Origin of the sequence: Candidatus Anaeroferrophillus wilburensis (assembly GCA_016934315.1) — a bacterium.
Classification (GTDB): domain Bacteria; phylum Desulfobacterota; class Anaeroferrophillalia; order Anaeroferrophillales; family Anaeroferrophillaceae; genus Anaeroferrophillus; species Anaeroferrophillus wilburensis.
Map to the genome: position 1 here is coordinate 100,156 of JAFGSY010000014.1, position 26,810 is coordinate 126,965.

A 26,810-nucleotide genomic window follows, 5' to 3' on the forward strand; every position below is an offset into this window, starting at 1 on the left:
CACTCAGGACAAGGACAGCGTGTCACCCAGCTTGCCCAAAGCCTGAGTCTGCGGGAAACCCCAGCAGTCAACAGCATACAGGCAGTCGCGGCAAGCTTCAACCTTGGCGTAACCAAGCATATCACTAAAAAGCATGCAATGGGCATCCAACTGATGTCCACTGTCAACAAAAGCCCGGTCAGGATCCACTTCCCGGTAATCTTTGAATTCATCAAGTTTACATGGTGGCAGGCCCTGGAGAAAAACCGTAACACCTTTTTTCTCCAGCAGACGAATTGCCTCGCCAAGAAAACTTTTCAGTTCGGTAAAATCTTCCGGAACAAACTGGTCAACCTGCCGGGCAGTTGCTTCAAAAAAAAACGGCAGGGTAAAAAGTGCTTTGGAGGTGCCTAGATCACCAATAAGCCGACCCATATCAGGCAGACAGCGGAAGTTTGATTTAAGTACCACACTGTTGGTTCTGACCGGCAGCTGACAATCCAGAAGATTCTTGATCCCAGCAAGGCGTCTGGCAAACGTCTTGGTAGTACCGGTAAGCTGATCACAGGCAGCCTCATCATGATAGCTGAAACCCACCAGCACCCGGTTAAGGAACGGTGCACATTCTTTGACGAACTGCCGGTCGTGAAATCGGATGGCATTGGTGTGGAGATAGGTGGTTAATCCCTGCTCTTTAATGAACTTCAGGGTTGCAAGAAACTCCCTATGAATGGTCGGCTCACCACCGGACAAACACACCTCACTGATCTTATACGTTTCCTTAAAAAACAGGATATTGGCGGCAATCTCCTCGAAGTTCATGGTGCGCTTACCCTGATTGTTGCTGATGCAGCAGTAGCCGCAGCGTGAATTGCAGGTGTAGTTTGCCTTGATCTCAAGCTTGGTAAAATTGGGCATGATTATCTTTCATGACAGGGTTATCTGCAAGGTGCATCATTGAAAGAAGGCAACGCTCAAACCAACGGCAACGTTATGCCAACCACAGGGGAAGTGATAACGTAGCATTGCAAGCCAGAGAGCAATCTATGTGATCGCTTTCCCCATGTCAAGGTCAAAAAAATCTGGCTTTTGGCAATGGTACACGGTATGAAGGAACGATAATCATCTTCTCACCATACCTTGGGAAAAGCATCCGCCCCATATGAAGAAATTTTTTCATCTTCCCCTGAAGTCATCAGTCGAGGGTATCATCTGGCCCCCCATGAGCAATCCCCGGGCAGCAGCCCACCTGGCCATGCAATACCAGCTGGAACACACCCAGCGGCTGACAACTGAAGAAATCCAACAGCACCAATTACAGCAGCTTAATCTCCTCTGGCACTACGCCTGCCGCCAAGTTCCCTATTACCGTCAACGCCTGCCGCTGCTACCCTTCAGCGAACGAGAGCCATTGACCTGGGATCACTGGCAACGGATTCCCCTGTTAACCAGAGACAACATCCAGATGGAACAAGACTCCCTCTTAAGCCGCAATGTGCCGCCAAAACATGGCAAACCATTCAAAACTCAAACTTCCGGTTCAACCGCCAAACCCCTGACCGTTTGGCACAGCAGTTTGACCACCTTTTTCTGGCGGGCCTTCACCCTGCGGGAACACTTCTGGCACCAGCGTGATTTTTCCGGCAAGCTGGCGGCCATTCGCTTTATCAACAACAAAAATGCCAGGGCACCCCATGGTTTGCAGCTGGGAGGCTGGGGGACTTCAACGGACATTGTCCTTAAAACCGGACCGGCCTGCTTCCTTGACATCAAAACCCCCCTGGAAGAGCAGGCGTCCTGGCTTGACCGTGAGCAGCCACAATTTTTGCTCTCCTATCCAACCAACATCCTGGCACTGGCACATCATTTTAAAAACTCCGGAAAAGCATTAAGCAACCTTCAGGAAGTGAGAACCTTCGGCGAGACGGTAACCGACGAAACCAGAACATTGTGCCAAGAGGTGTGGGGTGTCGAGCTCACTGATATGTACAGCACCCGTGAAGTCGGCTATATAGCCCTTCAGTGCCCGGAAGAACGCCAGTACCATGTCCAGGCAGAAAACGTCCTGGTTGAAATTCTGCGTGACGACGGCACGTCCTGCAGTCCGGGTGAAGTCGGCAAGGTGGTTATCACCCCCCTGCACAATTTTGCCTCGCCGCTCATCCGCTATGATATCGGCGACTACGCTGTATTAGGCGAGCCCTGTCCCTGCGGCCGGGGACTGCCGGTGATCAACAAGATCATGGGCCGGGTGCGCAACATGCTTACCCTACCCACCGGCCAGCGATTTTGGCCCAGCTTCAACTACAAGGGACTCACTAAGGTCGTGGCCTACCGCCAGATTCAGATCTGCCAGCATACCGCATCAGAGCTGGAAATTCGACTGGTGGTCGATGGGCAGATTTCCACTGATCAGGAAAAGGAGATGACGGCAATCATCCACAAAGCGCTCAACTACCCTTTTGCCATTGCTTTCACCTATGCCGACACCATCCCCAGAACAAAAGGGGGGAAATACGAGGAGTTCATCTCCCATGTTGCCTGATAACGCACCTCTACAATCATCCTTTCGGAGCATCGCATGGCCCACGATACCCTCCCCCCAGGCCGCCGCCCACCTAGCCATGCAGTACCAGCTGGAGCAAAGCCAGTGGCTGGAGGAACAGGATATCCGCCGCCGGCAGCTGTTGCAGCTACGGCCTCTCTACTCCCATGCCGCTCAACATGTTCCTTTTTACCAACAGCATCTTAATGCACTGCCATGTGACCAGCTGGCACCCATCAGCTGGGAGCAGTGGCAGGCCATCCCCTTGTTGACCCGCAATGACCTCCAGCAGGCAGGGGACTCTATTGTAAGCACCAGCCTGCCACCCGGGCATGGCAAACCCTTTCCCACTGCTACCTCCGGTTCAACAGGCAAACCGGTCACCGTCTGGCATAATGACATTATCACCTTTTTCTGGCTTGCCTTTACCCTGCGGGAACACATGTGGCATCAGCGGGACGTTGCCGGTAAGCGGGCCTCAATACGTTACACCGGCGGCAACAATGCTGATCCTCCCTCGGGGCTGCAGTTTAAAAGCTGGGGAGCACCCACTGCTATACTGTTTAAAGCGGGGCCATCCTGCATCCTCGACATCAAAACCCCTCTTGATGAGCAGGCGGCCTGGCTGGTACGTGAGCAGCCTGACTATCTCCTCACCCACCCCACCAACGCCCACGCCCTGGCTCACCATTTCAAGCAATCTTCTGAAAGACTTCACAACCTTAAGGAGGTGAGGACCCTGGCAGAAACCCTGACCGCAGAAACGGTAGCCCTCTGCAAGGAAGTCTGGGGAGTAGAGGTTACCGACATGTACAGCACCAAAGAAGTCGGCTATATAGCCCTCCAGTGCCCCGAGCAGAGGACATATCATGTCCAGGCAGAAAATGTCCTGGTTGAAATTCTCCGTGAGGACGGCACCCCCTGCCGGCCAGGCGAAGTGGGCAAAGTAGTCATAACTTCCCTGCACAACTACGCGTCACCGATCATTCGCTATGATATCGGTGATTATGCCGAAGTCGGGACGCCCTGTGCCTGTGGCCGGGGCTTGCCGGTGATCAATAAGATTATGGGCCGCGTACGAAACATCCTGACCCTGCCAAGCGGTATCAAACATTGGCCGGTGTTCAATTACCCGGGTCTGGAAGCGGTGGTCCCCTTCCGCCAGATCCAGGTTTTACAGCATACTCCAGACAGTCTGGAAGTACGGCTTGTGGTTGAGAAAAAGGTCAGTCATGATCAGGAAAAACAGATGAAAACGATTATTCAAGATGCGCTCCACTTCCCTTTTGCGGTGACCTTCAGTTACCATGATGAGATCCCCAGGACCAGGGGAGGAAAGTTCGAGGAATTTATCTCCTTCGTTTCATAACCATCCTCTAAGCATCCATATTCCATCATCAGCACCGTTAAACCTGTTTACAGGAGAACTGAAAAAGATGCGCGGCCAGAAAGCACAGAGAATAAAGTCTGCATTCATTCACCGTTGTGGACTTGATGACCATGAGCGGCAACAGGCAGTCGAAGCCGTTATCGCCAGAGCTAAAAAAGAAAACCTCGAAACTATCCGCCTCTCTTTTGCCGACCAGCATGGCATTTTTCGCGGCAAGACGATCACTGTTGATGGTCTTGCTGCGGCACTGATGGATGGCTGCACCATAACCAGCACCCTGCTGCTGAAAGACACCTCCCATCGCACGGTATTTCCCATCTGGACGCCGCCAGGACCCTTTGGCCGTCCCCAACTCATGGGCGGCGCTGATGTCATGATGGTTCCCGACCCGCATACGTTTCGCATTCTTCCCTGGTCGCCTGCAACCGGCTGGCTATTGTGTGATCTCTATTTCACCGATGGCATCGCCATCCCCTTTTCCAGCCGCCACCAGGGACGGCGGGCCGTTGAAGCACTGGCACAGGCGGGCTATCGCTACCGGGCCGGTCTGGAAGTGGAGTTTCATCTTTTCAGACTTGTGGACCCCCACCTCCGCTGTGACCAGGCAGGCCATCCTCCACAACCGCCGGAGGTCAACCTCCTGGCCCATGGCTATCAGTATCTGACCGAACTCAGAGCCGATGAACTGGAACCGGTGCTGGACCTTCTCCGCCGGACCGCCCTGGAGCTTGGTTTACCCGTCCGCTCCGTGGAGGTAGAATTCGGTCCCAGCCAGGTGGAATTTACCTTTCACCCGGAAGAGGGCATCGGGCAGGCGGACAACATGATGATCTTTCGCAACGCGGTGAAGCAGGTATGCCGCCGACAAGGTTATCACGCCACCTTTATGTGCCGCCCATCCCTGCCGAATCTCTTCTCCAGCGGCTGGCACCTGCACCAGTCTCTGACTGATCATCATAGCGGCCGTAACATCTTTGTTCCTGACAACCCCACAGAGTGGCTTTCCCCCATCGGTTGTCACTATGTCGGCGGTCTGCTTCGGCATGCCGCTGCCTGCTGCGTCTTTACCACCCCGACAGTCAACGGCTACCAGCGCTACCGGCCTTACACCCTGGCTCCCGACCGGGCTGTCTGGGGAAGGGAAAATCGCGGCGCCATGATCCGGACCATTGGCGGCCCAGGGAATCCGGACACCCGGATTGAAAACCGCATTGCTGAACCGGCAGCGAACCCCTATCTCGCCTTTGCCTCACAGATCTACGCCGGACTGGATGGCATCCAGACAAAAACAGCTCCCGGTCCGCCCAGCGATGCCCCCTACGAAGCGGAAGCTCGGCTTCTGCCTCGCAGCCTGTCCGAAGCACTCCAAGCCCTAAGAGCTGACCGTGTCATCACTGAAGCCATGGGAGAGGAATTCATCAATTATATCACAACCATCAAAGATGCTGAAGTTGACCGGTTTATGACCGAGATAAGCGCGTGGGAGCAGAAAGAGTATTTTGAAATCTTCTGATTAGCAGCACATGGCATTGTGCGGGGACAATTGGTTACCCGTAGAAGGGAGCAAATGATACGCATCGCCATCACCGGATCCCACTCAGTGGGGAAAACCACCCTGGCCAAAAAACTTATGAAGAAGTTGTCAGCTATGGATATGAGCAGCATGGTCGCGGAGGAACCCATTGAGGTTGTCCGTCGCCAGCATCCTGGGATTGTCAACGATCCAAACACCTTCTACATAAGGCTTTTGGAAGAACACTTCAAAAGACTCAATGGAATTGATTGCGACTGCTGTCTCTATGACCGGAGTTTAATGGACCTGCTCGTCTATTACCGGCTCGAGGAACCGGACAATCCCGCTTTTACTTCATTGCTGGAGGAAATGCTGCAGTGGTATGTCCGGTCAATTGATCTGTTTTTCTATCTGCCGATCGAATTTCCCCTGGTGGCCGATGGCCGACGGCCGCTCAGTGAAACCTACCGCGAGCAGGTAGATGAAATGCTTAAAACGGTTGCCAGAAAGGCTGCCATCAGGTGGATTACCATTGCGGGCAGTATCCAAGAGAGGGTTGCAAAAGCAGTAGCCGTAATAAGAACGTATGATTCCTCTCTGGAGAGATAAGCACCGGGGCTATATTCCTTGGCAAGACCATACTTCAGCAGCTGTGCTGCTTCTTATCCGGCCTGGGGAAAAACACATCGTCCCCTTCCCGGTATTTTCGCGCACCACCTAAGCCTACCAGCTCTCGTGCCTCTGCCGGAGTAGCCACTCGCCGCTCAATCTCATGGGCAAGCCGGACAATCCTTTTGACCAGCGCCTCATTGGTTGCCAGTGTCCGGCGGGCAAAATCCATGTAGAAATAGTCCTCTATCCCCACCCGAACACCACCACCGGCCACCAGGGCAGCCATATTCATGGACAGCTGAAAATGCCCTAGACCTGCCGCCGCCCAAAATGAGTTTCCAGGCAGAGCGTTGATCATTACCGCCAGATTGCCGACCGTCGCAGGAATCTGTCCCAAACTCCCAAGCATGAGGTTGAAGTATTTCCGCCCCTGAAGACAGCCTTTCCGCTCAAGATAGCCAGCAAAACCGATCATGCCCAGATCAAAAACCTCCAATTCCGGTTTTATCTTCAGCTTCTGCATGGTTTCAGCCATGAGGAGAATCAGCTCAACAGAACTCACACTGGTGCCGGCAGCAAAATTCATTGAACCCAGAGTAAGACTGGCCATATCAGGTTTTGCCTGGCCAGTCAGGTGCAGCACCTCAGTACGTTTTTCAAACTCGCGCCAATGGCGACCGGAGCAGCTGACACACACAATAAGGCCAGGACACTCTCTCCGTAGGCCGGAGAGAATCCGTTCATAGACCGACGCCTTTCACGTTGGGGAGCCATCTGTATCAAAGGCGTGGACATGGACAATCCTGGCCCCGGCAGCATACACCTTAACCGCATCGGCAACAATCTCTTCCTCAGCTATGGGGACAAACCGGGTAACTTTCTTAGTGGGCACCAAACCGGACAGACAGACATTGATTACCAGTGGCGGATATGGTGACAAAGGGTGGGGATCATTGTAAACCATAAAAATATCCTCGTTCTTTCCCTGGCGGTCCCACGCCTAATTCATCGTAGATTCTGCGCTCCATTGACACACAAAAAGATCCTGCCGCAAAACGCTTTGCCCTTTCCCGATACGTTAGGCTATAATAAGCAAAATAATGCTTGATAATTTTATCTGGGGGAGTCGTCTATGAAAAAACTTATCATCTACGGCACCAGCAACACCATGATCATCAAGCTGGTGGAAGCAATCAACAGGAAGCGCAGCACCTATGAGTTGCTGGGATTCATACAAAGTCACGACAATGAACCGCCCTCTGGCCTGCTGGGGTACCCGATCCTCGGAACCGAAGAGCACATCCCGGCACTACAGCAGCAATTGGACGCCTGTTTTTTCCCCCAACATCAACTATACTCCTGCCAGGATGCGTGAATCTGACCTCTTGCTGGATGCCTGCGGCTGTCAAACCGTCTCCCTGATTCACCCTGATATCGATATGGCACATACATCCTACGGACGAAATGTCATGCTCTGTGAGGGAACCATTGTCGGTCCGGGGGCAACCATCGGCAACCATCTCACCTGCCGTTTAGGCAGCATCATCAGTCACGATGTTACCATTGAGAACTATGTCTACATCAGCCCGGGAGTAACCATCTGTGGAGGAGCACATCTCAAAGAAGGTTGTGATATCGGCGCTGGCGCAACCATCCTGCCAAAAAAAACTATTGGTCGCAATGCCATTATCGGTGCCGGTGCCGTAGTTACCAAGGATATTCCCGATAACGTTACTGCGGTTGGCGTACCGGCCACCATCATCAAAGACCACAAAATAGCAACGTAGCATCCATGGGTGATTCCCGACTATAAGGATGTCATGATTGCCCGGGAACCGGCATGAACTCCGAGGTAAAATTCTGATATTTCCCCCCGGCGGTCGTGGTATGCGGTCCATCACCGTTATCCTCAATGCAGGAACATTCCCGCTGCCAAACTCTTGCCAGCGGACCATCAACTGGGCAAAAAACTCCCCGGGCAACGGAGCTGCGGCAGCTACCCTGAGGGTGAAATTTTTTTCCTTATCTTGATGCAGTTGATATTGTCTCAGGTTTTTGGAGATATCCTCGGACATTGCAATCAAAGCTTTTGAAAGGGCGGCAAAACGCTCCATGGTGCCCGGCGGCAAAGAGGCAAGCCGGCGATAACGACCATGAATCCTGCCAAACGAGGGCAGGGTACGGCCACAGGGACAGGGACCAGCCACTACTTGGGCTAGGTCACCGGTATCATAGCGCAGCAGGGGCATAGCCGCGTTGTTCAGGGCGGTCACCAGGATGCGGCCGCGCTGACCCGGTCCACAAGGCCGGCCGTCATCATCGACGATCTCCACATAGCAGTGTTCAACATGCACATGATAGCAGCCCCCTTCAGGACAATAGGCTGCCACCAAGCCGATCTCATTAAGGCCATAGCTCTGGTGGACCGACAGGTTGAACGTTCGTTCAATCCGCTCCTGCATCTCCGAAGTCAATTCCTGGGCAATGGCATGCAACCCCTTCAAGCTCGTCGGGATTTCTTCACCCTGGTAGGCCAGGGCCAACTGCTCCAGATCCGCCGCCTGGGCAATGAGATAAGCGGGCCGGATTTTTGCGAGCCACTGCTTCTGCTTTTCAATGGGGTTGCCCCGGTAAAAGCCATAGAACGGCGCTGTCTCAAAGTAGGGACCCTCCCGCTGTCTCAGGAACCCGAACATCTGGCCGCTTTTTCTGGTATGCAAAACCTCCACCGGCTGGCCGGTGCTCCCGGAGGTTTTTGTCAGCCACTGAACAACGTCGTCCCGGGGTAGACTGGCAGGAGTCAGGTAATCTTTGCATTCCTGCAAAAGCAACTTGGTCAGCGGCGGAATTTTCTGCAGATCGTCTGGCCGATCAACGTCAAAACGCCGCATCCCTGCTTCTTTGAACAACTGCTTGTAATAGGGTATCTTGCGGCTGCAGTAGCGCAGGATTTGCTGTACCGCTTGCCAGTGCCGCCGATCCTGCTCCTCTTGGAGCAGAAATTCATTTTTCAGCAGCGTATCAAAGATGGTCATACCGGCGCACTGGGGCCGTAGCCGCCAGCGGCTCTGCTGTTGCAGCTCACGGGCAAGCGTAGTCTTTTCAGATGGATTCATACACCTATCTGGTTACCATTCTCCAACCGGAACCACCCCAGGTACTACCTTTTCTTGCCGATCAGGTTGCGGCCGAACTTGATGAATCTGCGCACATCCGATCCTTCAATCCCCACCAGCATGGGCGCCTGGGTGTTGGGCAGCATTGCAACATCATAGATCTCCTCCACCGAGCCGCTGATCGTCAGTTTGTGAACGATCTCACCGTCGGTAAGGCGGATAAAATAGACGCCGCATTCCGGTTCCGCGCCGCGCTTCGGCAGCTCATCATCAAGGGGCAGACCTTTAAATGTCGAATGTCGCGGCTTGGAAATCCCGACGATGGCATAATCGCCGAAAAAGCGCAGGCCACGGACAAAACCTGGGCACCAGGCCAGCGGTTCAAACACACCTTTCTGCAGATCAACCGAGCCCAGGTAACCACGGCCGGCTTCCAGCAGCCACAGGCGGCCGCGGTAAAAACGCGGCGAATGGGGCATGGACAGGCCGGAAACCACTATTTTATCCGTCCGCACATCAATGAGCATGCCGCCGTCGGCCCGGTATTCCCGCCAGCCCTGGCTGACATTGCTGGGACCGACCACCGTGACATAGGCGGGCTCCCCCGCCTCCATACAGAAGCCGTTCAAATGGCAGCGATCCTCACCCACCAGATCATCCCCCTCAACGAAAGACGGCTTCCATAGGGGGCTGAAGCAGCCATGATCCTCGATATAGGCAAGGCAGTTGTACTTGGTAATCGCGGCAATCAGCTTGCCGTTGCGGTCATAGTTGAAGTCGTGGGTGTCAACCTTGCCGGTCACATGGCAGTGGCGGGGCAAAAAAATCTTGTCCCAGTCATCATAGACCTTCCCCTGCTCAAGACCGTTTTCGAACCGCCAGATCTGGAAATCAGTGCTGAGCAGCAGCCCCTCCTCCAGGGGCAGCATGGCCATCGCCCGGTCAAAGTTGCGTTCGGTCACCGCCAGCCGGCCCTTATTGGGACCGACCAGCACCACTTTGCCGGCGGTGTAGGTGCTGATGGCCAGGGCAGCGTTGGTGCTGGCCAGCCAAGGAACCAACTGCGGTGAAAAATGGAGATGAAAAGGGTTTTTCGGTTCATCGGTGGAAACATCATCACCGACCACGCGGGGCTGAGGGGGATTTTTTTGTCTTTCTTCCATGGAGTACTCCTGAAATGTTTACAACATCAACTGGCTAAAAGATTTAATGCTGAAAGTAAAAGGCTGTCGCCCGGCTGTCAATAAAAAAAATGCCCCGGCAGTCAACACGGGGCATTTTTTTATTGGTTGATACAACAGTTGTTAGAACTCGTAGCGCAGTTTGCCATTGACGCTATGGGCACCGAAATCTTCGCGGCCGAGATACTCATAGCCGACCTTGACACTCAGCGGGGAATCCGTGCCACCGATGGTAAGACCTGCCGACAGATCATAGGAAAATTCATCAGCATCAGCCCCCTTGGTGGCAAAGTGGGTGGTGCCGCCGACAAACACCGAGGTGGTTTCAATTTCATCACCCACCACATCGTAGTAGACCATGGCACCGAATTCCGGCGTCAGCAGCATTTTTTCACCCATCTTCCAGGTTCGGGTCAGCAGAACGCCGGCTCCCAGGTTGCAGGCATCATAATCATCGGTATCCACATCCAGGGCCAACGCGCCGCCCTTCTCGGTGTAATCATCAAGCTCGATATGGGTGTAATCCAACGATGCCTTCGGCGTTACCAGCCAGCCGCCGGCCAGGTATTCAAGACCACCGACCACCCGGGCATAGTAGGTGTTGCTGTCATAGCTGGACTTCAGCCGGGTCGTACCAAGCATCCGCTTGCCGTCGATCTCACCCCAGGCAATGGATAGCTGACCGTCAACAAACCAGCTGCCGGTATCATAGCCGCCGTAGAGGGTGACCATGTAGTCATCCGAGTCGAAGGACTCGTTGCTGTCATCCAGATCAGCATCTGATGTGGCAAAGCTGAGGGCTAAGCCGAGAGTGGTCTGGGTATTGAGCTGACGGTCGTACCCGATAGTTAGAGCGGTGGTGTCGGAGTCGTATCCCTCAATATCATCCCGCTCATCCTGGTCAACATCGGTATAGCGCACATCAACCCACATACCCTGGTCGGCCACCCCGTCACCAGTATTGACACCGGTGATCAGACTGCTCTGTTGGGTACTCTGCCGGTAGTTAATACTCCTGGTTACCAGATCGTTGAACTGCAGAATGCCGCTGATATTAGCGCCGCTGACATCCGGCGTCCAGTCTTCAGGACTGCTGGCAAAGGTGAACAGATCGTCCGCAAATGCGGCGGTAAAGGCGCGGGTGGCGTTAGCCGACAGGCCGGCTTCAGCCGGAGTCAGGAACGTGGCACTCATCACCAGGTTGTTGTCATCGGTCAAATCGGTCCAGGTGAGTTCCAGCATCGGGGAGTAGAGGCCCGTCGACTGCTGAAGGTTGATGTTTTCCAGGTTCCAGTCTCCCGTGCCTGAATAGAGGACATAATATTCAACCGACGAGGCAACGGTAAAGGTGTCGACCCCGTCACCGGTCTCCAGCACCGTTTCTCCCGGCGCCGTCAGACCAAGACCGTAGTTAATGACGGTCCGCTCGCCGGCCGTCCCCTCGTAAAGGGTCATCTCTTCCGGATCACCCATGGCAATGGCGACGGTGGAACCGTCAGCCAGGGTGGCACAGGAGGAAACAATGTTGTATGGCTCAGTCATTGCCAGATCGGTCGCATCAACCACATCGTCGGCATTGACATCTTCAAGCAGGCCGACACCCCGGGGATCAAGGGTCGCTTCGACGATACCGGTGGCAGCGTTGTTGAGCTCTTCAATCTGCAGGCGGCCAGAAACCAGGCCGGCATTGTTGACCGTTACCAGGGCAGCCCCTTCGCCGCCGTCGCCGTAGACAGCGAAGTCGGAACCGCTCACCGACGAGGTCAGGTCGACATTGACCGTAACATTGCTATAGCCATAATAGCCACCGCCTTGAGCAATGATGCCGAACCCATCCTGGCCGCCGTCATTGCTGGTGGTTGCACTGATGCTGGAGCCGTTGGTCAGGGTGATAACCGCGTTGCCTTGCACTCCGATACCGACGGCAACGGCATAGTCGCCATAGGTACCGTCGGCAATTGCCGAGGCGGTAATGGCGGAATTGTCAAGGGTGACCGTGGACATATCATCATCGCAGCATCCTCTCTCGATGCCGATGCCGACAGCCACGGCATAGCCATAGGCACCGGAGCCGGTGGCTAGAGCACTAACCGTCGAATTCTCCAGGCTAATGTCGACCAGATCGCCGGCATAGACTTCCATCCCCCAGGATTCGGCTCCGAACTCCCCACCAACCGTTGTCGCTACCGCCATCGCGGTCGCCGTCGAATCGGTCAGGCTGATGATCGCATGCTGGTCGGAATCAACATCGATGGCGTTGGCGACCGCGTACGCGTCACCATAGACCTCACCGGTGTGGCTGGCGGCCGCCATTGCCGTCACGGAGCTGTCGTCAAGACTGACGGTTACATTGTAATCACCGCTTTCGGCGTCGATGCCATCGGCTCCGGCATAAGCATCGGACTGTGGATCGTCAGTGCTGGCAGTAGCAGTCGCCATTGAGTTCACCGCGCTGCCGGCCGTCAGGGTTACCACCGTATTGTCATAACCTTCGACATAGATGCCAGAGGCCCAGGCATCGGCGTACTCGCCGCCATCGGCAGCGGCGGCGGCGGTCACCGTGCTGCCGTCAAGAGTGACCAAGTAATCGGCATCGTCGGCCTCGCCGTAGATGCCGTAGGCATTGGCAAAAGCCTGGCCATACACTTCATCATTGGTGGTGGCGATTGCGGAGGCCGTAACGCTCGAGTTGGTCAGGGTTACCGTGGCATCATCATAGTAATCAGTTCCCGCATAGATGCCATAGGCTTCGGCATCGGCCCTGGTCCAGGCATCGGTGCCAGCCCCGGTGGAGGTGGCGGTGGCGGTGGCTTCAACGGTGGAATTATCCAGGGTGATGGTGGCCTGCTTGTAATAGCCGTAGGCATAGACGCCTAAGGCATAGGCATAGGCGTCATCGGGAGCTTCGGCGGTGGCCGTGGCGACCACGCTGGAGTTGGTCAGGGTCACCGTGGAACCAAAATAGTCAACATCGGCCCAGATACCGTAGGCATCAGCAAAAGCATCACTTTCACTGGTGTACTCGTCACCGCTGGCGGTGGCTGTCGCGGTCGCAACAACGCTGGAGTCATCCAGGCTCACCAGGGCATCACCATAATACTCGTCATAGGCATAGATGCCGATGGCATAGGCATCGGCATCAACCGAGCCGTCAGCAGTGGCGATGGCGCTCACCGTTGAGTTGGCCAGCGTTACCTCAACGTCAGCATATTCATACGCTTCCGCCGTAATCCCAACGGCATCCGCCCAGGCCGACCCTTCAGCACCATCACCGATGGCATCGGCGGTGGCATTGGCATCAACCGTGGAATCACTGAGATCAACTGTGGTTTTGCCGTAATAATAACTGTAGGCATCAATACCGGTGGCTTCCGCTTCGGCTCTGGTTGCCGCGTCCGCACCAGCCGTCGTCGAGGTCGCCGTGGCATTTACGGTCACACTGGAATTGTCCAAGGTAACCGTAACATCCTTATAATAGCTGTAGGCATAGATGCCGTAGGCATCCGAATAGGCGTCTTCCGGCGCGGTGGCGCTACTGGTGGCGGTGACGCTGGAGTTGGTCAGGCTCACCGTTGTCGAGCCATCATCATCACCATCAGCGTAAATGCCATAGACAGTCGCCCAGGCATCACCGTCCGTGCTGTCGGCGGCACCGATGGCCGTTGCCGTTGCCGTCGCCTCAACACTGGAGTCAGTCAGGGTCACGAAGAGGCTGCCATCATCATCGTGGGTGGCGTAAATGCCATAGGCCTCAGCATCGGCATCATTATCATTGCCGGTGGTGGTGGCACTGGCATCGTTGGTGGCGGTGGCGGCAGCGGTCACCGTAGCGTTATCCAAGGTCACCGTCGTCGTGCCAGCATAGCCGTCAGCATAGATCCCATAGGCTTCGGCACGGGCATCCGTATTATCCACATCGTCACCGGTGCTGGTCAGCGACCCGGTCGCCGTCGCCGTAACCTCAGCATCATCAAGACTGATGGTCAGGTCGCCATAGTCTGCGTAGCCATCGATGCCGGTGGCATAGGCCTCCGCCCGGGCACCGTCATAGGCCGCCTCGGTCACCGTTGAGGTTGCCGAAGCGACAACTGATGCGCCGTTGCTCAGGCTGACGGCACCATCTCTGTATTCATCAGCCTCCAAGAAGATGCCGAAAGCCTCGCCGCCGGCATAGTCATGGGAGGTGCTGGTGGTGGTTACCGACACGCTGGAACCGTTGTCCAGGGTAACGCTGGCGGCACCATAGTCGGCATTGGCATAAATGCCGGCAACCCAATTGGTGTCGGCGCTGGCGTCGGAGTCTCCGGTGGTGGCGTTGGTGGCCGTGGCGGTGACCACCACGCTGGAACCGTTGTCCAGGCTGACGGAGACATCACCGTCATAAGAATAGGCGTAGATGCCGTAGACTTCGTCAATGTTGGCCCTGGTGGCAATACTGGTGCTGTCGTCGGCGGTGGCCGTGGCGTTGACGGTCACGGTTGAAGCGTTGTCCAGGGAAACAATCACATTGCCGGTGTCCCCGTTGCCGGCGTAGATCCCGACAGCATAGTCAACGAACCCAAATTCACCGCCATCCGCGGAGACCGTAGCGGTCACCCCTGAACCGTTGTCCAGGCTGACGGTCACCGCGCCGTTATCTTCCCCTTCGGCGAAAATGCCGGCGGCTTCAGCAAAAGCATCACCGGTGGTGGCGACGCCGGCGGTGGCCGATACCGTCGAGCCGTTGTCCAGGCTGATGGTTACCGCAGTGCCGTTATCAACATTGATGCCATAGGCGGTGGCATATCCGGCGACATAAGCAGCCGGGGTCGCCGTGGCACTGGCGGCGATGGCCGAACCGTTATCCAGGCTGATGACGCTGTCACCACCGGTGTAGGGATAAGCGGTAATCATGATACCCTGGGCAACAACATCATCACCGGTGGCCGACGCGGTGATCGCCGCGTCATCAAGGGTGACGGTGCTAGTCGCATCTTCCGTATAGCCGTAATCGATCATCATGATGCCGGCGGCATCATAGGCGGTGTTGGTATTGGTGACCGAGGAGCCCGCCCCAAGGGTCACAGTTGAATTATCAAAGAGGCCGATGGCTGGATAGTCGCCATCCACCGTCAGTTCCGCATCGGCATCCAGGACGACGGTCGCACTATCGCCGGTTGCGATAACACGTTCGGTATTGGCGGTTCCGGTGATGGTAAGGGTTTCCCCCTCGCCGACGTTGACATCCGCGAAAGCCGGACCCGCCATCATCGTCCCGGCAACCACCGGCACCATGAGCGCACTGAGCATCCTCTTACTATAGCGTCTTTTCTTCATCTGTTTCCTCCCCCTTTAAGTAGGAAATTGAATGACAGATCTTTCAATAGTGATTCTATTCAAAAATCAAGATATTGTAATAGATTAATAATGCCGTTCTACTACCGACAAACCGGCATCGCCCACATATTACAGACCTCGAATACTACCCATTACATTAAGAAAAAATAATAAGTCAAGAATTATTTTGCCACAATCTTCACTTTTAACGTCCAACATGTGCTTTTTTTTAGTTTTTTTCACCTCCTCTTCTCATCCACCAGAAGAAATCTCCCGAACAGCACAGGCCTTCAAGTCCTGCATAGTGGCACCTTCTCTCTTGGGTATAAGCAGAAAACACTGTTTTATCTTGCCGTTTGCGATCGCCACTGCGACCGAAAAATTTGCCGCACCCGAATAAATCTATGTCATTTTTTTCCACTATTCAGGCAAAAACCCTTAATTACTAGCAAATAGCGTTCCACAGCGATAAAAGCAACGGAAGCAGAAAAAAGGCTCATGAAAACAGCAAGATGGGTTCAGATTGACAATCCTTAACACACCGTTTACTGCTGAGAAGAGATAAGAATGGAATATTTTTCCACAGGGTGGGGATTTTTTTTCACACAGCAGAACCGTCAGCCTGCCGGTGACAGGATGGCCGGCACAACAGACGGGAAAAACACCCGTAAATGGTGGCCTGCTGCGGGGGGAGGCAGAGCCCCTCGTATGTGAGCCGGTTAGCGACGGCAGGTTTCCTTCATCAGGAAGGTACAGAACAGCGCAATCAGGGAAGCGCAGCAAAGGACGAGCAGCAGTTTGGTATAGGCTTCCAGGGCATAGCCGCCGGCGGCTGTTTTTTGATAGGCGTCCAGCACCCTCCCCAGGACCGGCATGAACACCGCGCCGCCAAGGAAGGGAAACAGATTGACGGTGCCCACCGAGGTACCGGCGATTTCCACCGGAAAGAGCTCTTTGGTGGTGGTAAAGCCGATGACCACAATGGCCGATGAACAGAGAGAGAAGAGAAAAAAGACCCCGTAAAGATACGGCCGTGAGAGGTTGGCGGGATTCAGGTAAAGAAAGATCATCACCGCACTGAGGACCACCATGCAGCCGGTGAGCACTTTCTTGCGGCTGTGCAGCACTCGTTCCGACAGATAGCCAAGCAGCGGGCTGCCGACGATCATCCCCCAGGCAATCATGCTGAGGATGGCTCCCGCTTCACTCCGGGTCATGCCGTAGACATGGATCAGGTATGGACCGCCCCACAGGGCTCCGAAGCCGAAAAAGATGCCGCAGTCAAAGAAAAACCAGATGGCTACCGGCCAGAAATAGCGATCGCTGACCACCCGGCGGGCGCCCTCCAGCAGCCCTATCCGGGCCGGTGGTGGTGCATTGCCCTCCCCCTGGTGGTCAATCTCAGCCAGGGATGGCCAGCCGCGGTCCTCAGGCCGGTCACGGACCAGCAGCCAGACCAGGACAACCAGAAAGAAGGTCAGCACGCCGATGGCTTCAAAGGAAAACCGCCAGCCGAACTTTGCCGTCATCAGGGCCAGCAGCCAGGTGGCGGCCATGACGCCGATGCCGCCCACCGCGTTGAGAATCCCGGCCATCGGGGCGAACTCGCGCACCCGAAACCACTGGGAGAGGATTTTCATCGTCGGGATAAACACCATCGACACCCCGAAACCCACCAGCACCCGGCCGACAAAGGCAACCTTGATGGTTGGCGCCAGACCGAACAGGAGGCTGCCGGCGGCGGCAATGAGCAGGAAGAAGGTCACCGTCTTCCGGGGGCCAAGGGAATCCGACAGCAGGCCGGCGGGAAACTGCATCACCGCATAGCAGTAAAAATAGATCGAACCCATGAGGCCCATGACGCTGGCCGAGGCATGGAAATCCCGCACCAGATCATTGGCAACCACCGACAGGGAGAGGCGGTGAAAGTAGACGAAGAAATAGGCCAGGGCCAGAACCAGGAAGATAAACCAGCGGAAACGGAGCACCTTGGCAGCCGGGGATGTCGTCACTCTTTCACCTCACATTCATTCTGCAATTATCTTGACGTAATACGTTCTGGTTCGCGGCCCGTCAAACTCGGCGAAATAGACATCCTGCCAGGTGCCCAGCAGCAGGCGGCCATCGGCAACCAGCAGGGTTTGGGAAAATCCCAACAGGCCGGCTTTCAGATGGGCATCGGAATTACCCTCCAGGTGGTGATAATCATCGCGGCGCGGAATCAGATCGGCAAGTTTGGTCAGGATATCACGCTTGACACTGGGGTCGGCATTCTCATTGATGGTCACCGCAGCGGTCGTATGGGGAACAAAAACAATGCAGGTACCGTCCTGCACCCCGGCCTTTTTCAGGTCGCCGGCAATGACGGCGGCAATGTCAAGAAGTTCGCAGCGACTGCTGCTTTTGATCGTGTGCCTGTATAAGGGCATACTCCCCTCCCCCAGCACCTTGCCGGACGGTCAATCTTCCATGAAGCCATAAGCGGTTCCCGGCAAAATGTCAAGCAGCCAGACAAAAAAAGGCCATCAATGGCCCAATCATTGCTCGGCAATGCTTTACATGCGTTACAGTCCCGCGTCGAGCTGCTTGACAAACGGTTCCACCGAGGCTTTCACCTTGGCCACCGCCGGGGTCTGTTTGACCGCCAGCCCGGGGGCCAGGAGGTTCATCTGCAGCAGGTTCTTCATGGTATCTTCCAAAATCCCCAGGGACTCCCCGCTCCAGCCATAGGACGCAAAGGCGGCCCCGGGCTTGCCGGCCAGTTTGGCTTCGGCAATTTTGAAGAGGAAGGTTTTCATCGGCCCGATCAAATCCTTGTGGTAGGTGGGACCGCCAAGCAGCACCGCATCGGCCGCCTCAAGATCGGCCACCGACGCCTTGGCGGACTTGACCGCCGTAACCTGGTGGCCGCTGGCCGCCAGCATCTCGGCGATAAGATCAGCGATCCGCTTGGTACCGCCGCGAAGGGAATCGTAAACAATCAGGACATTAGCCATAGCATAGCACTCCTTAAAGAGAGTTCAATTAGTCCGCCGGGCTGAAACTGTCCTTATCGGCACCGCACAGGGGGCAGGCCCAGTCATCGGGCAGATCGGCAAAGGCAGTGCCCGGAGCAATCCCGTTGTCGGGGTCGCCAACTTCCGGATCGTAAATGTAGCCGCATACTTCACAAGCATATTTTTCCATGTTGAATTCTCCTTCTCATTGTTCGGGTTAGGTACTTGACACTTCACAGCCACTAGGTAATGGACTCGCAACAACCGGCAACCCCTTGCAAAAACCAGCTTACACCACAGCAGCACCAGGTTCAAGGTCAGCACAACCTGAGGAATGCGGCGTACAGACCACTACGCTGCAGCGACCAAAGTTGCAGGTCAATGGAAACAATGGAGTTGTTATGCAACCACCATTATTGTTTCAGCAAATGTTCGTTGAGGTACTTGAGTACCATGAGCTGATCAACCCTGGTCAGTTCACCGTTGGCATGACCGGCCATCCTGGCCACCACCACCTGCCACTCGGCTGCCGAACGGGGCTGCTGCATAATAATATCCGTCGCGTGGCAGGAGGTGCATTTCTGTTCCAGCACCGTCTCCTGAGCCCAGGATAGCGAGCCGGGAACGCCGGCACCGGCAAAGCCGAAAAACACCACTGCTGCCATGACAATTTTTACGATCATTTTCATAAAAACCTAGACATCCTTCCCACTGTTTTGGCAAGACAAAACAAACTCGGCAAATGCCCGGCCGAATGCCCGGCCCCGTTCAAGATCATTGACCGAAGGCTTTCCCTTGACCGCCAGCGTCCCGCCAAACATCCTCAACCCCAGGATGTGCTCCATGGTTGCAACCATCATCGGCAGGCACTCGCCGCTCCAGCCATAGGTGGCAAAGGCGGCTGCCGGCTTGCCGGCCAGCTTGGCCTGTTCAGCCATGAAGAAAAACTGCTTCATGGACGCCATCATATCCCTGAAATAGGTGGGCGAACCAAGCAGCAACGCGCCGCAGGATGACAGCTCCGCCACCGTCGTCTCACCCACCCGCCGCACTTCCAGGCCGGCAGGGACAACAGCTCGGACCCCATCGGCAACCGCTGCCGCCAATTCTTGAGTATGGCCGCTGCGGGACCCATAAACCAAAAGAATTTTTTCCTTTTCAACCACAGGCATACCCTGCCTCCCGGCTGCCGCTGTGCGGATACCGGCCGCTAGGCATCCCAGGTCCACATCCCCTTATTACTGATATCATAAAACTGGTCTTCAAGGATTCTGGCATGCTGGGCTTCCTCTTCCGCCAGTCGTTTGAACATCTCAACCCCGGCTGGATCGTCAACTTCAGCTGCAAGTTTAGTATAGGCCGCCCCGGCACTTTTTTCATTTTTGATCGCCATCGTCAGGATATCGGCGATATCTTTCTTTTCCTCGCCGCTGATTTCCAGGGCATCACCCTCCACCGAAATGGGGGTAAACGATGTTCCCCCATAGGAGATGAAGCACCCTTTACCGGCCAGAGAATCTTTCAGCTTCGCCAGGGAATGAAAATGCCCCTGCTCAAATTCACTCAGCTGCAAAAAAAGCTGACGGCCCCTGGCGCTGCTTACCCTGGCTGCCGCGGTGGTATAAAAGTCACTGGCTTTCTGTTCGGCGGCCATTGCCAGATCAATCGCTTCCATGACTGTTTTACTGCATTGCACCATGAGATATTCTCCCTTCAACCACAGATCGAACTAGGTTCTGTATATTCTTTACTTGCTGGCGCAGCCGCAGCCGCCGGCAGGCTCACCTTCCTTTTTGGCAAAGCTGCCCGACTCACCACATCCAGGACATTTCTTTGGTTTGCACCGACCTTCTTTCTCATACCCGCATGTACCACACTGCCATACTGCCATACTCTCCTCCATCAAACGTTATCTTCCAGGCTGACCTCATCCGGCACGACTTGTGCCCTGGTTTCATTTCACCAGCTTCAGTTTAAAGTCGAGCCAATCGGCCATCTCCTGGATATTTTTTGTCAGATACCAGCGGCCGTCGGCAAAAACCCCGTAGTCGGCCCCGGCCATCGCCGAAGCAAAACGGGTGGAGTTGGCATAAAAAAGCCACTGTTCAACCCATTTCTTTTCAATCGCTTCATTAAAAATGCTGTCGTTGGCGGCCAACCCCCTGGCGGCACCCTTCTCCCAGGCGGTAACCAGAATCTTGGTGGCGGCCAGGGTCATGGCATTGGTATAGGCAACGGTTTTTTCGTGCCTTTCAAACTGGTTGTTGACCCAGGTGGTGCTATGGCAGCTGAGGCAGATTTTTTTCATCCGCAGCTCCCGCACCTGCTGCTCTTCGCTGTCAATAAGGAACTCCGCCGCCGGCTCGCCGGTCAGTTCGGCCGGCAGGGGCAGGCCGGCTTTGTTTTTGATGATCGAGGTATCCGCGGCCTTGGGATGGGCCGTCGCGTAGATGCCGAATAGACGCCAGCGGCTGCGGTCATTCATCTGGTGAGTACGTTCGGCAACCACCTCCCCTTCAGCTCCAACGAGCAGGCTGGCGTGACAGGTGGCGCAGGTGGGGGCGGTAAAATCCTTGCCCACCGTCCAGGGAACCGCATCAAAATCCCATTTGGCATGCAGGGATGAAAAGAGGTTGCCGTGCTTGCTGACCGAATAGACTTTGGATGCCGGCACGTCGGGCCCCTTGTGGCATTCGGAACAGGTATAGGGTTTGCGGGCCACGGCCAGGGAAAACTGGTGACGGGCATGGCAGGAGGTGCAGGATCCCTTGCTGCCGTCGGGGTTGATGCGTCCCACCCCCTGGTTCGGCCAACCGTGGAGGATGGGAAACTCCATCTCCCCAAGATCGGTTTCCCTCACCTCCATCCCCTTAACCTCAACAATAGTGCCGTGACAGTAGAGGCATGACTCCGCGTCCAGATCGGGGTCATGGGGACTTTGGATCGTTCTGGTGCCGTCGAAATCCTGCAGGTTGTTGATATCATCAACCAGCATCTTATGGACCGGGTTGTGCATCAGGTTGGCATAGGCCTCGGCCATAACGTTCTTGCCGTACTGTTCTACTTCAACGGTGTGACAAACGGCACAGTCATTGGGGCTGACCACCGTATGGATGGTAAAACCGTTATGCTCAAAGGTATCCTTGTGCTCTTTTCCGTTCAGTGAATGGCATTCGTAGCAGCCGACGACTGTCCCGGCCAGGCCTTCCGGCACCCTGTCCACCGAAATCCGGCGGGCCAGCTTTTCCCGCTGCAGGCCTTCCGCAGGGCTTACTTTTGCCATTCGGCTGCGTTGCCAGTCAGCCACAATCCCCGGGGTGGCCGTTACATGGCATTCCAGGCATTCCTGAGTCGCATCACTGACGATTGCCGCCGACCTGCCAACCCCGGGAACCATGCATACCAGAACCAGAACCAGAAAAAATGACTTTAACCTACGATCCATGACCTCCTCCTCTTTTCTAACACGTGTAAGCCATTCCTTGAAATTACAAACATAATCCATTTACTGTTCTTATGCAAGGCCTTTTCTGCACGGTCCGCTACCAACAGCTTATGCGGGAACTTCAAGCTCCAGGCCCGCATCAGCCATGATCCGGTAAAGAATCCGGCAATCGGCAGCCGCCAGCGGCAGGAGCGGCGGCCGCGGCTCGCCGCCATAGTAACCGACCATCTCCAGTGCGGCTTTCAAGCCGGGAACCCCGTATCTGGCGGTCACCGCCTGGTTGAGCGCCAGAAAGGTGAGCTGCAGTTGGCGGGCGGCTTCATGATCCCCCCGGCGGACCAGGCGGTGGATAGCAACACAGGCATGGGGGGCCACATTGGCCAGGGCCAGGATCCCGCCGTCACACCCCAGGGCAAGCGCCGGGTAGAGGGCCGAGGCGGTCCCCACCAGCACCTTGAAACCGGCCTCCACCTGGTTCAGATAGGCACCCAACTGGGCAACATTACCGGAGCTGTCCTTGATGCCGATAATATTTTGATGCCGGGAAAGGCGGGCAACAATGGGCGGGTCCAGATTGACATGGGTAAATTTTTCAACGTTGTACAAAAGAATAGGGATGGGCGACTGGTCAGCCAATGTTTCGTAGTGTCGGATCAGGACATCCGGAACCATCTGGCCGCCATAATAGCAGGGGGTTACCACCAAGGCTACATGGGCGCCCCGGTCGGCGCAGGCCCTGGTGAGGCGGATTGTTTCGCCGGTGGATTCGCAGCCGGTGCCGGCAAGAATGGTTCGATCTCCAGGGGCTGCAGAGGCCACCGTTGCCACCAGCTTCAACTTTTCCTCCGGCGAAAGGTAGACATACTCACCATTGGAACCCAGAGCCAACAGGCCGACAATCTCCGATTGGCACCAGCGCTCCACATTGGCCGCCAGGTGATCACAGGCCAACCGACCATCCTTGAAGGGGGTGGGGATGGGGGGAATAATACCGTCGAAATTAAGAACCGTCATAGCTGTACCTTGCCAGGTTGAACGGGGTTACAGGCGAAAAGCCCAGAATTATCAGGCTAGAGGATTTCCCGCAAAGCCTGGAGCAGGCGGTCAACATTCCCGGGCCTGGCAGTATGCCCCATCAGACCGATGCGCCAGATCTGGCCGGCCAGCGGTCCCAAGCCGGCACCGATCTCAATCTTATAATCAGTAAGCAGCCGACGGCGAACAGCAGCTTCATCAACCCCGGCGGGAACTTTCACCGCATTGAGCATCGGCAGCCGACAGGATTCGGCCACCAGCATCTCCAGGCCCAGTGACTGCAGACCGGCCACCAGCCGGTGATGATTGTCCAGGTGACGACGGTAAACGGCTTCAGGACCTTCCTGGAGAATCAGATAGAGGGCCTGGTAGAGGCCGTAGAGCATATTGATCGGTGCCGTATGATGGTATGCACGGCTGCTTCCCTGCCAGTAATTGACAATCAGGCTGAGGTCGAGATACCAGTTGGGAACCTTGCTTTTGCGGTTCATCAGGACGTCAACCGCACGCGGAGAAAAGGAGATGGGCGCCAGCCCCGGCGGGCAGGAGAGACACTTCTGGCTGCCGCTGTAGAGGGCGTCGATGCCCCAGGCATCCATGGGCACCTCCATACCACCCAGGCTGGTGACCGCGTCGACCAGGAAAAGGGTGTCACTGCCAGCCAGCAGTGCACCGATATCCCGCACCGGGTTGGCCACCCCGGTGGAGGTCTCGGCATGAACCACGGCCACCAGCTTATAGTCTTTGGCTTTGAGCTTTTGTTCTACCGCCGCCGGCACAACCGGCGTTCCCCAGTCGAATTCAAGCACGTCAACGGCAGCCCCCAGGCGGGTTGCCACTTCCTCCATCCGTACACCAAAAACGCCGTTTTTCAGGACCAGTACCGGATCACCCGGTTCCGCCAGATTGACGAAAACACATTCCATTCCTGCCGACCCGGTACCGGAAAGAGGAATAGTAAGGGGGTTTTCGGTCTCCAGCAGGATTTGCAGCTGCGTCTTGATCGCATCCATAATTTTGATAAAATATGGGTCGAGATGGCCCAGGGTTTTTCTGCCAAGCGCCTCGTAGACCTCCTCGCTGACACAGGAAGGCCCCGGTCCCATAAGCAGCACTTCTTCAATCCCAGCCAACAGATTCACCATCACAAAACTCCTCCGGCAATCGCCATTTCAGATAATTCAACGCTGTGTTCTTTTTTAATCCCAAGTTGAAAGAATGTCAAATGCGATTGGCGGATCTTTTTCCCAGCCGGCAGGGGCGGTCATTATTTGGTCCGGCCGACCGCCACCACATAGAGCAGCTTGAGCCGGTCGTCAAAACCAAGCAGCTCAATCGCTTCACGGTCATAGAAGGCGCCCACCGCACAGCAGCCAAGTCCCATGGACGAGGCCCCCAGGTAGAGGCGCTGACCCATGCGCCCGGCCGCCACCAGGGCTTGCCGGTATCCCCGGAAGCCCGCAGCACTAACAATCTCATCCAGATCAGCAAAAAAGAGCAGATGAAGATCGGCGGCAGCCATCCATTGCTGATCGAGACAGGCGTGAGCCAGATGGCGGGAAAAGTTGCCGGCCGCCACCGGGACCACCGCACCGGCACCAGGAGCAACACCATATAACCCCGGCTCAAAACCGGCTACGTTCCCCAAGACCACGGCGGTGGAAATCAGCGAAGGCCCTTTTTGTTCGCCATCATCAGCGGCCAGCATGCCGAGCAGGGCTGAAAGGTGCTCCGGCGGCAAAGGCTCCCGGACAACAAAGTTCCGTTTCGAACGCCGGTGGAGGAGCACATCGGGATATGGACAGGCTGCAGGCTGAGATGGGGAGGGCAACGATTGCCACAAATCTTTTGCCAGCCCGCCAAAAGCCGAACGGTTTCCAGGCCGACATGCCGGCCTGGCAGGACCTGCTGCCGAGGCCTGATGGATGTCGAGGACTGCCTGACATGCCTTTTCCCTACCGGCAACCTGGCTGTACCGGGGCAGCGATCCGGCCGATTCCAATGTTTCAGCATCAGCAGCGCATTCCGATGACACCGCAAGGGGAACCCGCACCATCACCAGGCACACTTCCCGCCGGGGATCAACCCCCAGCACCCCATTCACCCGGTCATCATTGAAGTCCGTCATCACCTCATACGACAAGGAAAAAGCTTTCAGCGCCAAAGACAGATTTTCCAGCAGATGGCCGCTGTCAAGCAAATGATAGCGGTAAGCCCGGTCGCGATATTTCCAGGAGCTGCGAAAAAAGATAGCGCTGACCAGAAATACCAACGCCGGCCGACCGTCCCGCTCATCCCCGGCCAACGCCGGCAGCGGATTACCGGATCTGATCAGGGCCAACGCGGGTTTTCTGATATCATAATGATAAAGCCCGGCCGCCAATCCGGCAATGCCGGGGCAGGCAACGTACAATTCGTTGGGATAGAGGGCGCCGGCTGATGCCACACTGCGAAACCAGATTTCACCTTGGGCATGCCTGGCCCGGGCAGTAAGCATCTCCGACAGCAGCAGGATGTTGCTCAGGGAGGACCTTGAAAGCACTGCCTCCTGGTCGGCATGCTGCCGTTGAAGCAGGTCGGTCAGGGAAACAGGACCAATATCCACTTCCGGGGGAAGGGGCACTACGTGCCTGCCGGAATAGTGTTTATAGACAGATGGTTCGTTATCCCAGTCCATGATATGGGGCTCCATCCGCATTCGATCATAACTGGACAGCTGGTGATAGGCAGCAACGGGATCAGGCATGGCATCTCCTCGGATCCATCAATCATGGTTCATGGGCTTTTTCCGCATCCCCAGGCGGATGGCATACAAAATCATGGCAATGGTGGCCACGGTCGCCGGCAAAGCGGCCTGCTTGCCGTAGAGGATGAGCCCCAGGCCGGCAGCCGTGCCATAATTTTTCAGGGTTCCCAGCAGAACAACACTGACGGTTGTCGTTTCCGGCAGCCGGGCCATCCGGGCGCCCCGTTCAATGACCCAACCGAAGCCGAAGGTGGTCAGCAGGGCGATGGAGGCAATGGGCAGCAGAGTGAACGGCTGCTGGAAAAATATCGACCGGTTGAGACCCACGATGGTATAGACCACCAGGAAGAAGCACCAGTTGATCAGGTCGCCGCGGTAGCGCTGCAGAGCGACGGCCATCCTGGTGCGCAAAAGCAGCCGGGAACCCACCAGGGGCAGCAGGATGAGTTCAACCATGACCAGCAGCAATCTTCCCGGATGGATAAAACTGGTTCCGAGAAAGGCAACCGCGATGGCCGGGGTGAGCAGCAGGCCGCTCAGGTATCCACCGATCGTTGCCAGCATGGTGAACGTGAGATTGCCGCCAAGCATGACGGTAAAAGGAATGACCGCCACCGCCGGCGGTACAGCCGCCAGCAGGACAAAGCCGGCCCATATCTCCCGATCACTGATCAGCAGATGGTTCAACAGCAGGATACCGCCGCCGAGCACCAGATAATTCATCAGGACGCCGACAACCATGGGCTGCAGCATCTGCCGGGGAGAGCGAAAAACCTCACTGGAAACCCCCAGGCTGGAAAGGGTCATGACCACCCCCAGGACAGGTAGCACCAGGGTCTTGGTATACTCCGCCCCACGGCCGGCCAGCAGACCGGCAACCAGAGCAAAAAGGAGAATAAAATTCTGGTTGTGCAGGAGGGTTACAAACCGGCGCAC

General features: G+C 55.9%; 21 protein-coding genes and 1 pseudogene. 5 read left to right on the forward strand and 17 right to left on the reverse strand.

All coding sequences use genetic code 11. From position 1 onward, the window contains the following. Nucleotides 1-3: 3 nt before the first annotated feature. Complete coding sequence (locus JXO50_03980; protein MBN2332248.1) at nt 4-897, reverse strand: radical SAM protein; 894 nt, start codon at nt 895-897, stop codon at nt 4-6. A 244-nt stretch (nt 898-1,141) separates the two neighbouring features. Here JXO50_03980 and JXO50_03985 point away from each other — a divergent pair, with 244 nt between their 5' ends. The 4 genes from JXO50_03985 to JXO50_04000 all read left to right on the forward strand — a co-directional run bounded on the left by JXO50_03985 (nt 1,142) and on the right by JXO50_04000 (nt 6,036). Then, the gene (locus JXO50_03985; GenBank protein ID MBN2332249.1) at nt 1,142-2,524 is read left to right on the forward strand and encodes a phenylacetate--CoA ligase family protein; all 1,383 of its coding nucleotides are present in this window, start codon (nt 1,142-1,144) and stop codon (nt 2,522-2,524) included. After that, nucleotides 2,514-3,893: a phenylacetate--CoA ligase family protein gene (locus JXO50_03990; GenBank protein ID MBN2332250.1), complete on the forward strand. Its 1,380-nt coding sequence runs from the start codon at nt 2,514-2,516 to the stop codon at nt 3,891-3,893. Before JXO50_03985 ends, JXO50_03990 begins: the two co-directional genes overlap by 11 nt. 67 nt (nt 3,894-3,960) lie before the next feature. Then, nucleotides 3,961-5,427, forward strand: coding sequence for a glutamine synthetase (locus JXO50_03995; protein MBN2332251.1), 1,467 nt, complete (start codon nt 3,961-3,963; stop codon nt 5,425-5,427). 54 nt (nt 5,428-5,481) lie between these two features. Next, entirely contained in the window at nt 5,482-6,036 is a 555-nt protein-coding gene (locus tag JXO50_04000) for an ATP-binding protein (protein ID MBN2332252.1), read from the forward strand. A gap of 34 nt (nt 6,037-6,070) precedes the next feature. Here the strand turns inward: JXO50_04000 and JXO50_04005 are convergent. Beyond that, nucleotides 6,071-7,003, reverse strand: a pseudogene (locus tag JXO50_04005) (3-keto-5-aminohexanoate cleavage protein). A gap of 168 nt (nt 7,004-7,171) precedes the next feature. Here JXO50_04005 and JXO50_04010 point away from each other — a divergent pair. Beyond that, entirely contained in the window at nt 7,172-7,414 is a 243-nt protein-coding gene (locus JXO50_04010) for a hypothetical protein (protein MBN2332253.1), read from the forward strand. A gap of 157 nt (nt 7,415-7,571) precedes the next feature. Here the strand turns inward: JXO50_04010 and JXO50_04015 are convergent, their stop codons facing one another. The 15 genes from JXO50_04015 to JXO50_04085 all read right to left on the reverse strand — a co-directional run bounded on the left by JXO50_04015 (nt 7,572) and on the right by JXO50_04085 (nt 26,810). Next, complete coding sequence (locus JXO50_04015; protein MBN2332254.1) at nt 7,572-9,155, reverse strand: phenylacetate--CoA ligase family protein; 1,584 nt, start codon at nt 9,153-9,155, stop codon at nt 7,572-7,574. A gap of 44 nt (nt 9,156-9,199) precedes the next feature. Further along, nucleotides 9,200-10,318, reverse strand: a complete 1,119-nt coding sequence (locus tag JXO50_04020) for a TIGR03032 family protein (protein ID MBN2332255.1) — start codon at nt 10,316-10,318, stop codon at nt 9,200-9,202. A gap of 141 nt (nt 10,319-10,459) precedes the next feature. Continuing rightward, nucleotides 10,460-15,652: an autotransporter outer membrane beta-barrel domain-containing protein gene (locus tag JXO50_04025; protein ID MBN2332256.1), complete on the reverse strand. Its 5,193-nt coding sequence runs from the start codon at nt 15,650-15,652 to the stop codon at nt 10,460-10,462. Between the two features lie 719 nt (nt 15,653-16,371). Further along, nucleotides 16,372-17,664 carry an MFS transporter gene (locus tag JXO50_04030; GenBank protein MBN2332257.1) on the reverse strand — a complete coding sequence of 431 codons (1,293 nt, stop codon included), beginning with the start codon at nt 17,662-17,664 and terminating at the stop codon, nt 16,372-16,374. Nucleotides 17,665-17,679: 15 nt separating this feature from the next. Further along, entirely contained in the window at nt 17,680-18,081 is a 402-nt protein-coding gene (locus JXO50_04035) for a YjbQ family protein (GenBank protein ID MBN2332258.1), read from the reverse strand. A 135-nt stretch (nt 18,082-18,216) separates the two neighbouring features. Beyond that, complete coding sequence (locus tag JXO50_04040; GenBank protein ID MBN2332259.1) at nt 18,217-18,648, reverse strand: NAD(P)H-dependent oxidoreductase; 432 nt, start codon at nt 18,646-18,648, stop codon at nt 18,217-18,219. A gap of 28 nt (nt 18,649-18,676) precedes the next feature. Next, the gene (locus JXO50_04045; GenBank protein MBN2332260.1) at nt 18,677-18,838 is read right to left on the reverse strand and encodes a rubredoxin; all 162 of its coding nucleotides are present in this window, start codon (nt 18,836-18,838) and stop codon (nt 18,677-18,679) included. Between the two features lie 223 nt (nt 18,839-19,061). Then, a complete protein-coding gene (locus JXO50_04050; GenBank protein MBN2332261.1) occupies nt 19,062-19,337 on the reverse strand; it encodes a hypothetical protein in 276 nt (91 codons plus the stop codon). A 6-nt stretch (nt 19,338-19,343) separates the two neighbouring features. Next, complete coding sequence (locus JXO50_04055; protein ID MBN2332262.1) at nt 19,344-19,820, reverse strand: FprA family A-type flavoprotein; 477 nt, start codon at nt 19,818-19,820, stop codon at nt 19,344-19,346. A gap of 38 nt (nt 19,821-19,858) precedes the next feature. After that, entirely contained in the window at nt 19,859-20,347 is a 489-nt protein-coding gene (locus JXO50_04060) for a ferritin family protein (protein MBN2332263.1), read from the reverse strand. Between the two features lie 255 nt (nt 20,348-20,602). Beyond that, a complete protein-coding gene (locus JXO50_04065) occupies nt 20,603-22,093 on the reverse strand; it encodes a cytochrome c3 family protein (GenBank protein ID MBN2332264.1) in 1,491 nt (496 codons plus the stop codon). A 108-nt stretch (nt 22,094-22,201) separates the two neighbouring features. Then, on the reverse strand, nt 22,202-23,107 hold the full coding sequence (locus tag JXO50_04070; protein ID MBN2332265.1) for a dihydrodipicolinate synthase family protein: 906 nt from the start codon (nt 23,105-23,107) through the stop codon (nt 22,202-22,204). Nucleotides 23,108-23,163: 56 nt separating this feature from the next. Continuing rightward, complete coding sequence (locus JXO50_04075) at nt 23,164-24,234, reverse strand: alanine--glyoxylate aminotransferase family protein (protein MBN2332266.1); 1,071 nt, start codon at nt 24,232-24,234, stop codon at nt 23,164-23,166. A gap of 161 nt (nt 24,235-24,395) precedes the next feature. Beyond that, the gene (locus tag JXO50_04080; protein ID MBN2332267.1) at nt 24,396-25,874 is read right to left on the reverse strand and encodes a SagB/ThcOx family dehydrogenase; all 1,479 of its coding nucleotides are present in this window, start codon (nt 25,872-25,874) and stop codon (nt 24,396-24,398) included. Nucleotides 25,875-25,892: 18 nt separating this feature from the next. Beyond that, on the reverse strand, nt 25,893-26,810 hold the full coding sequence (locus JXO50_04085; GenBank protein ID MBN2332268.1) for a hypothetical protein: 918 nt from the start codon (nt 26,808-26,810) through the stop codon (nt 25,893-25,895).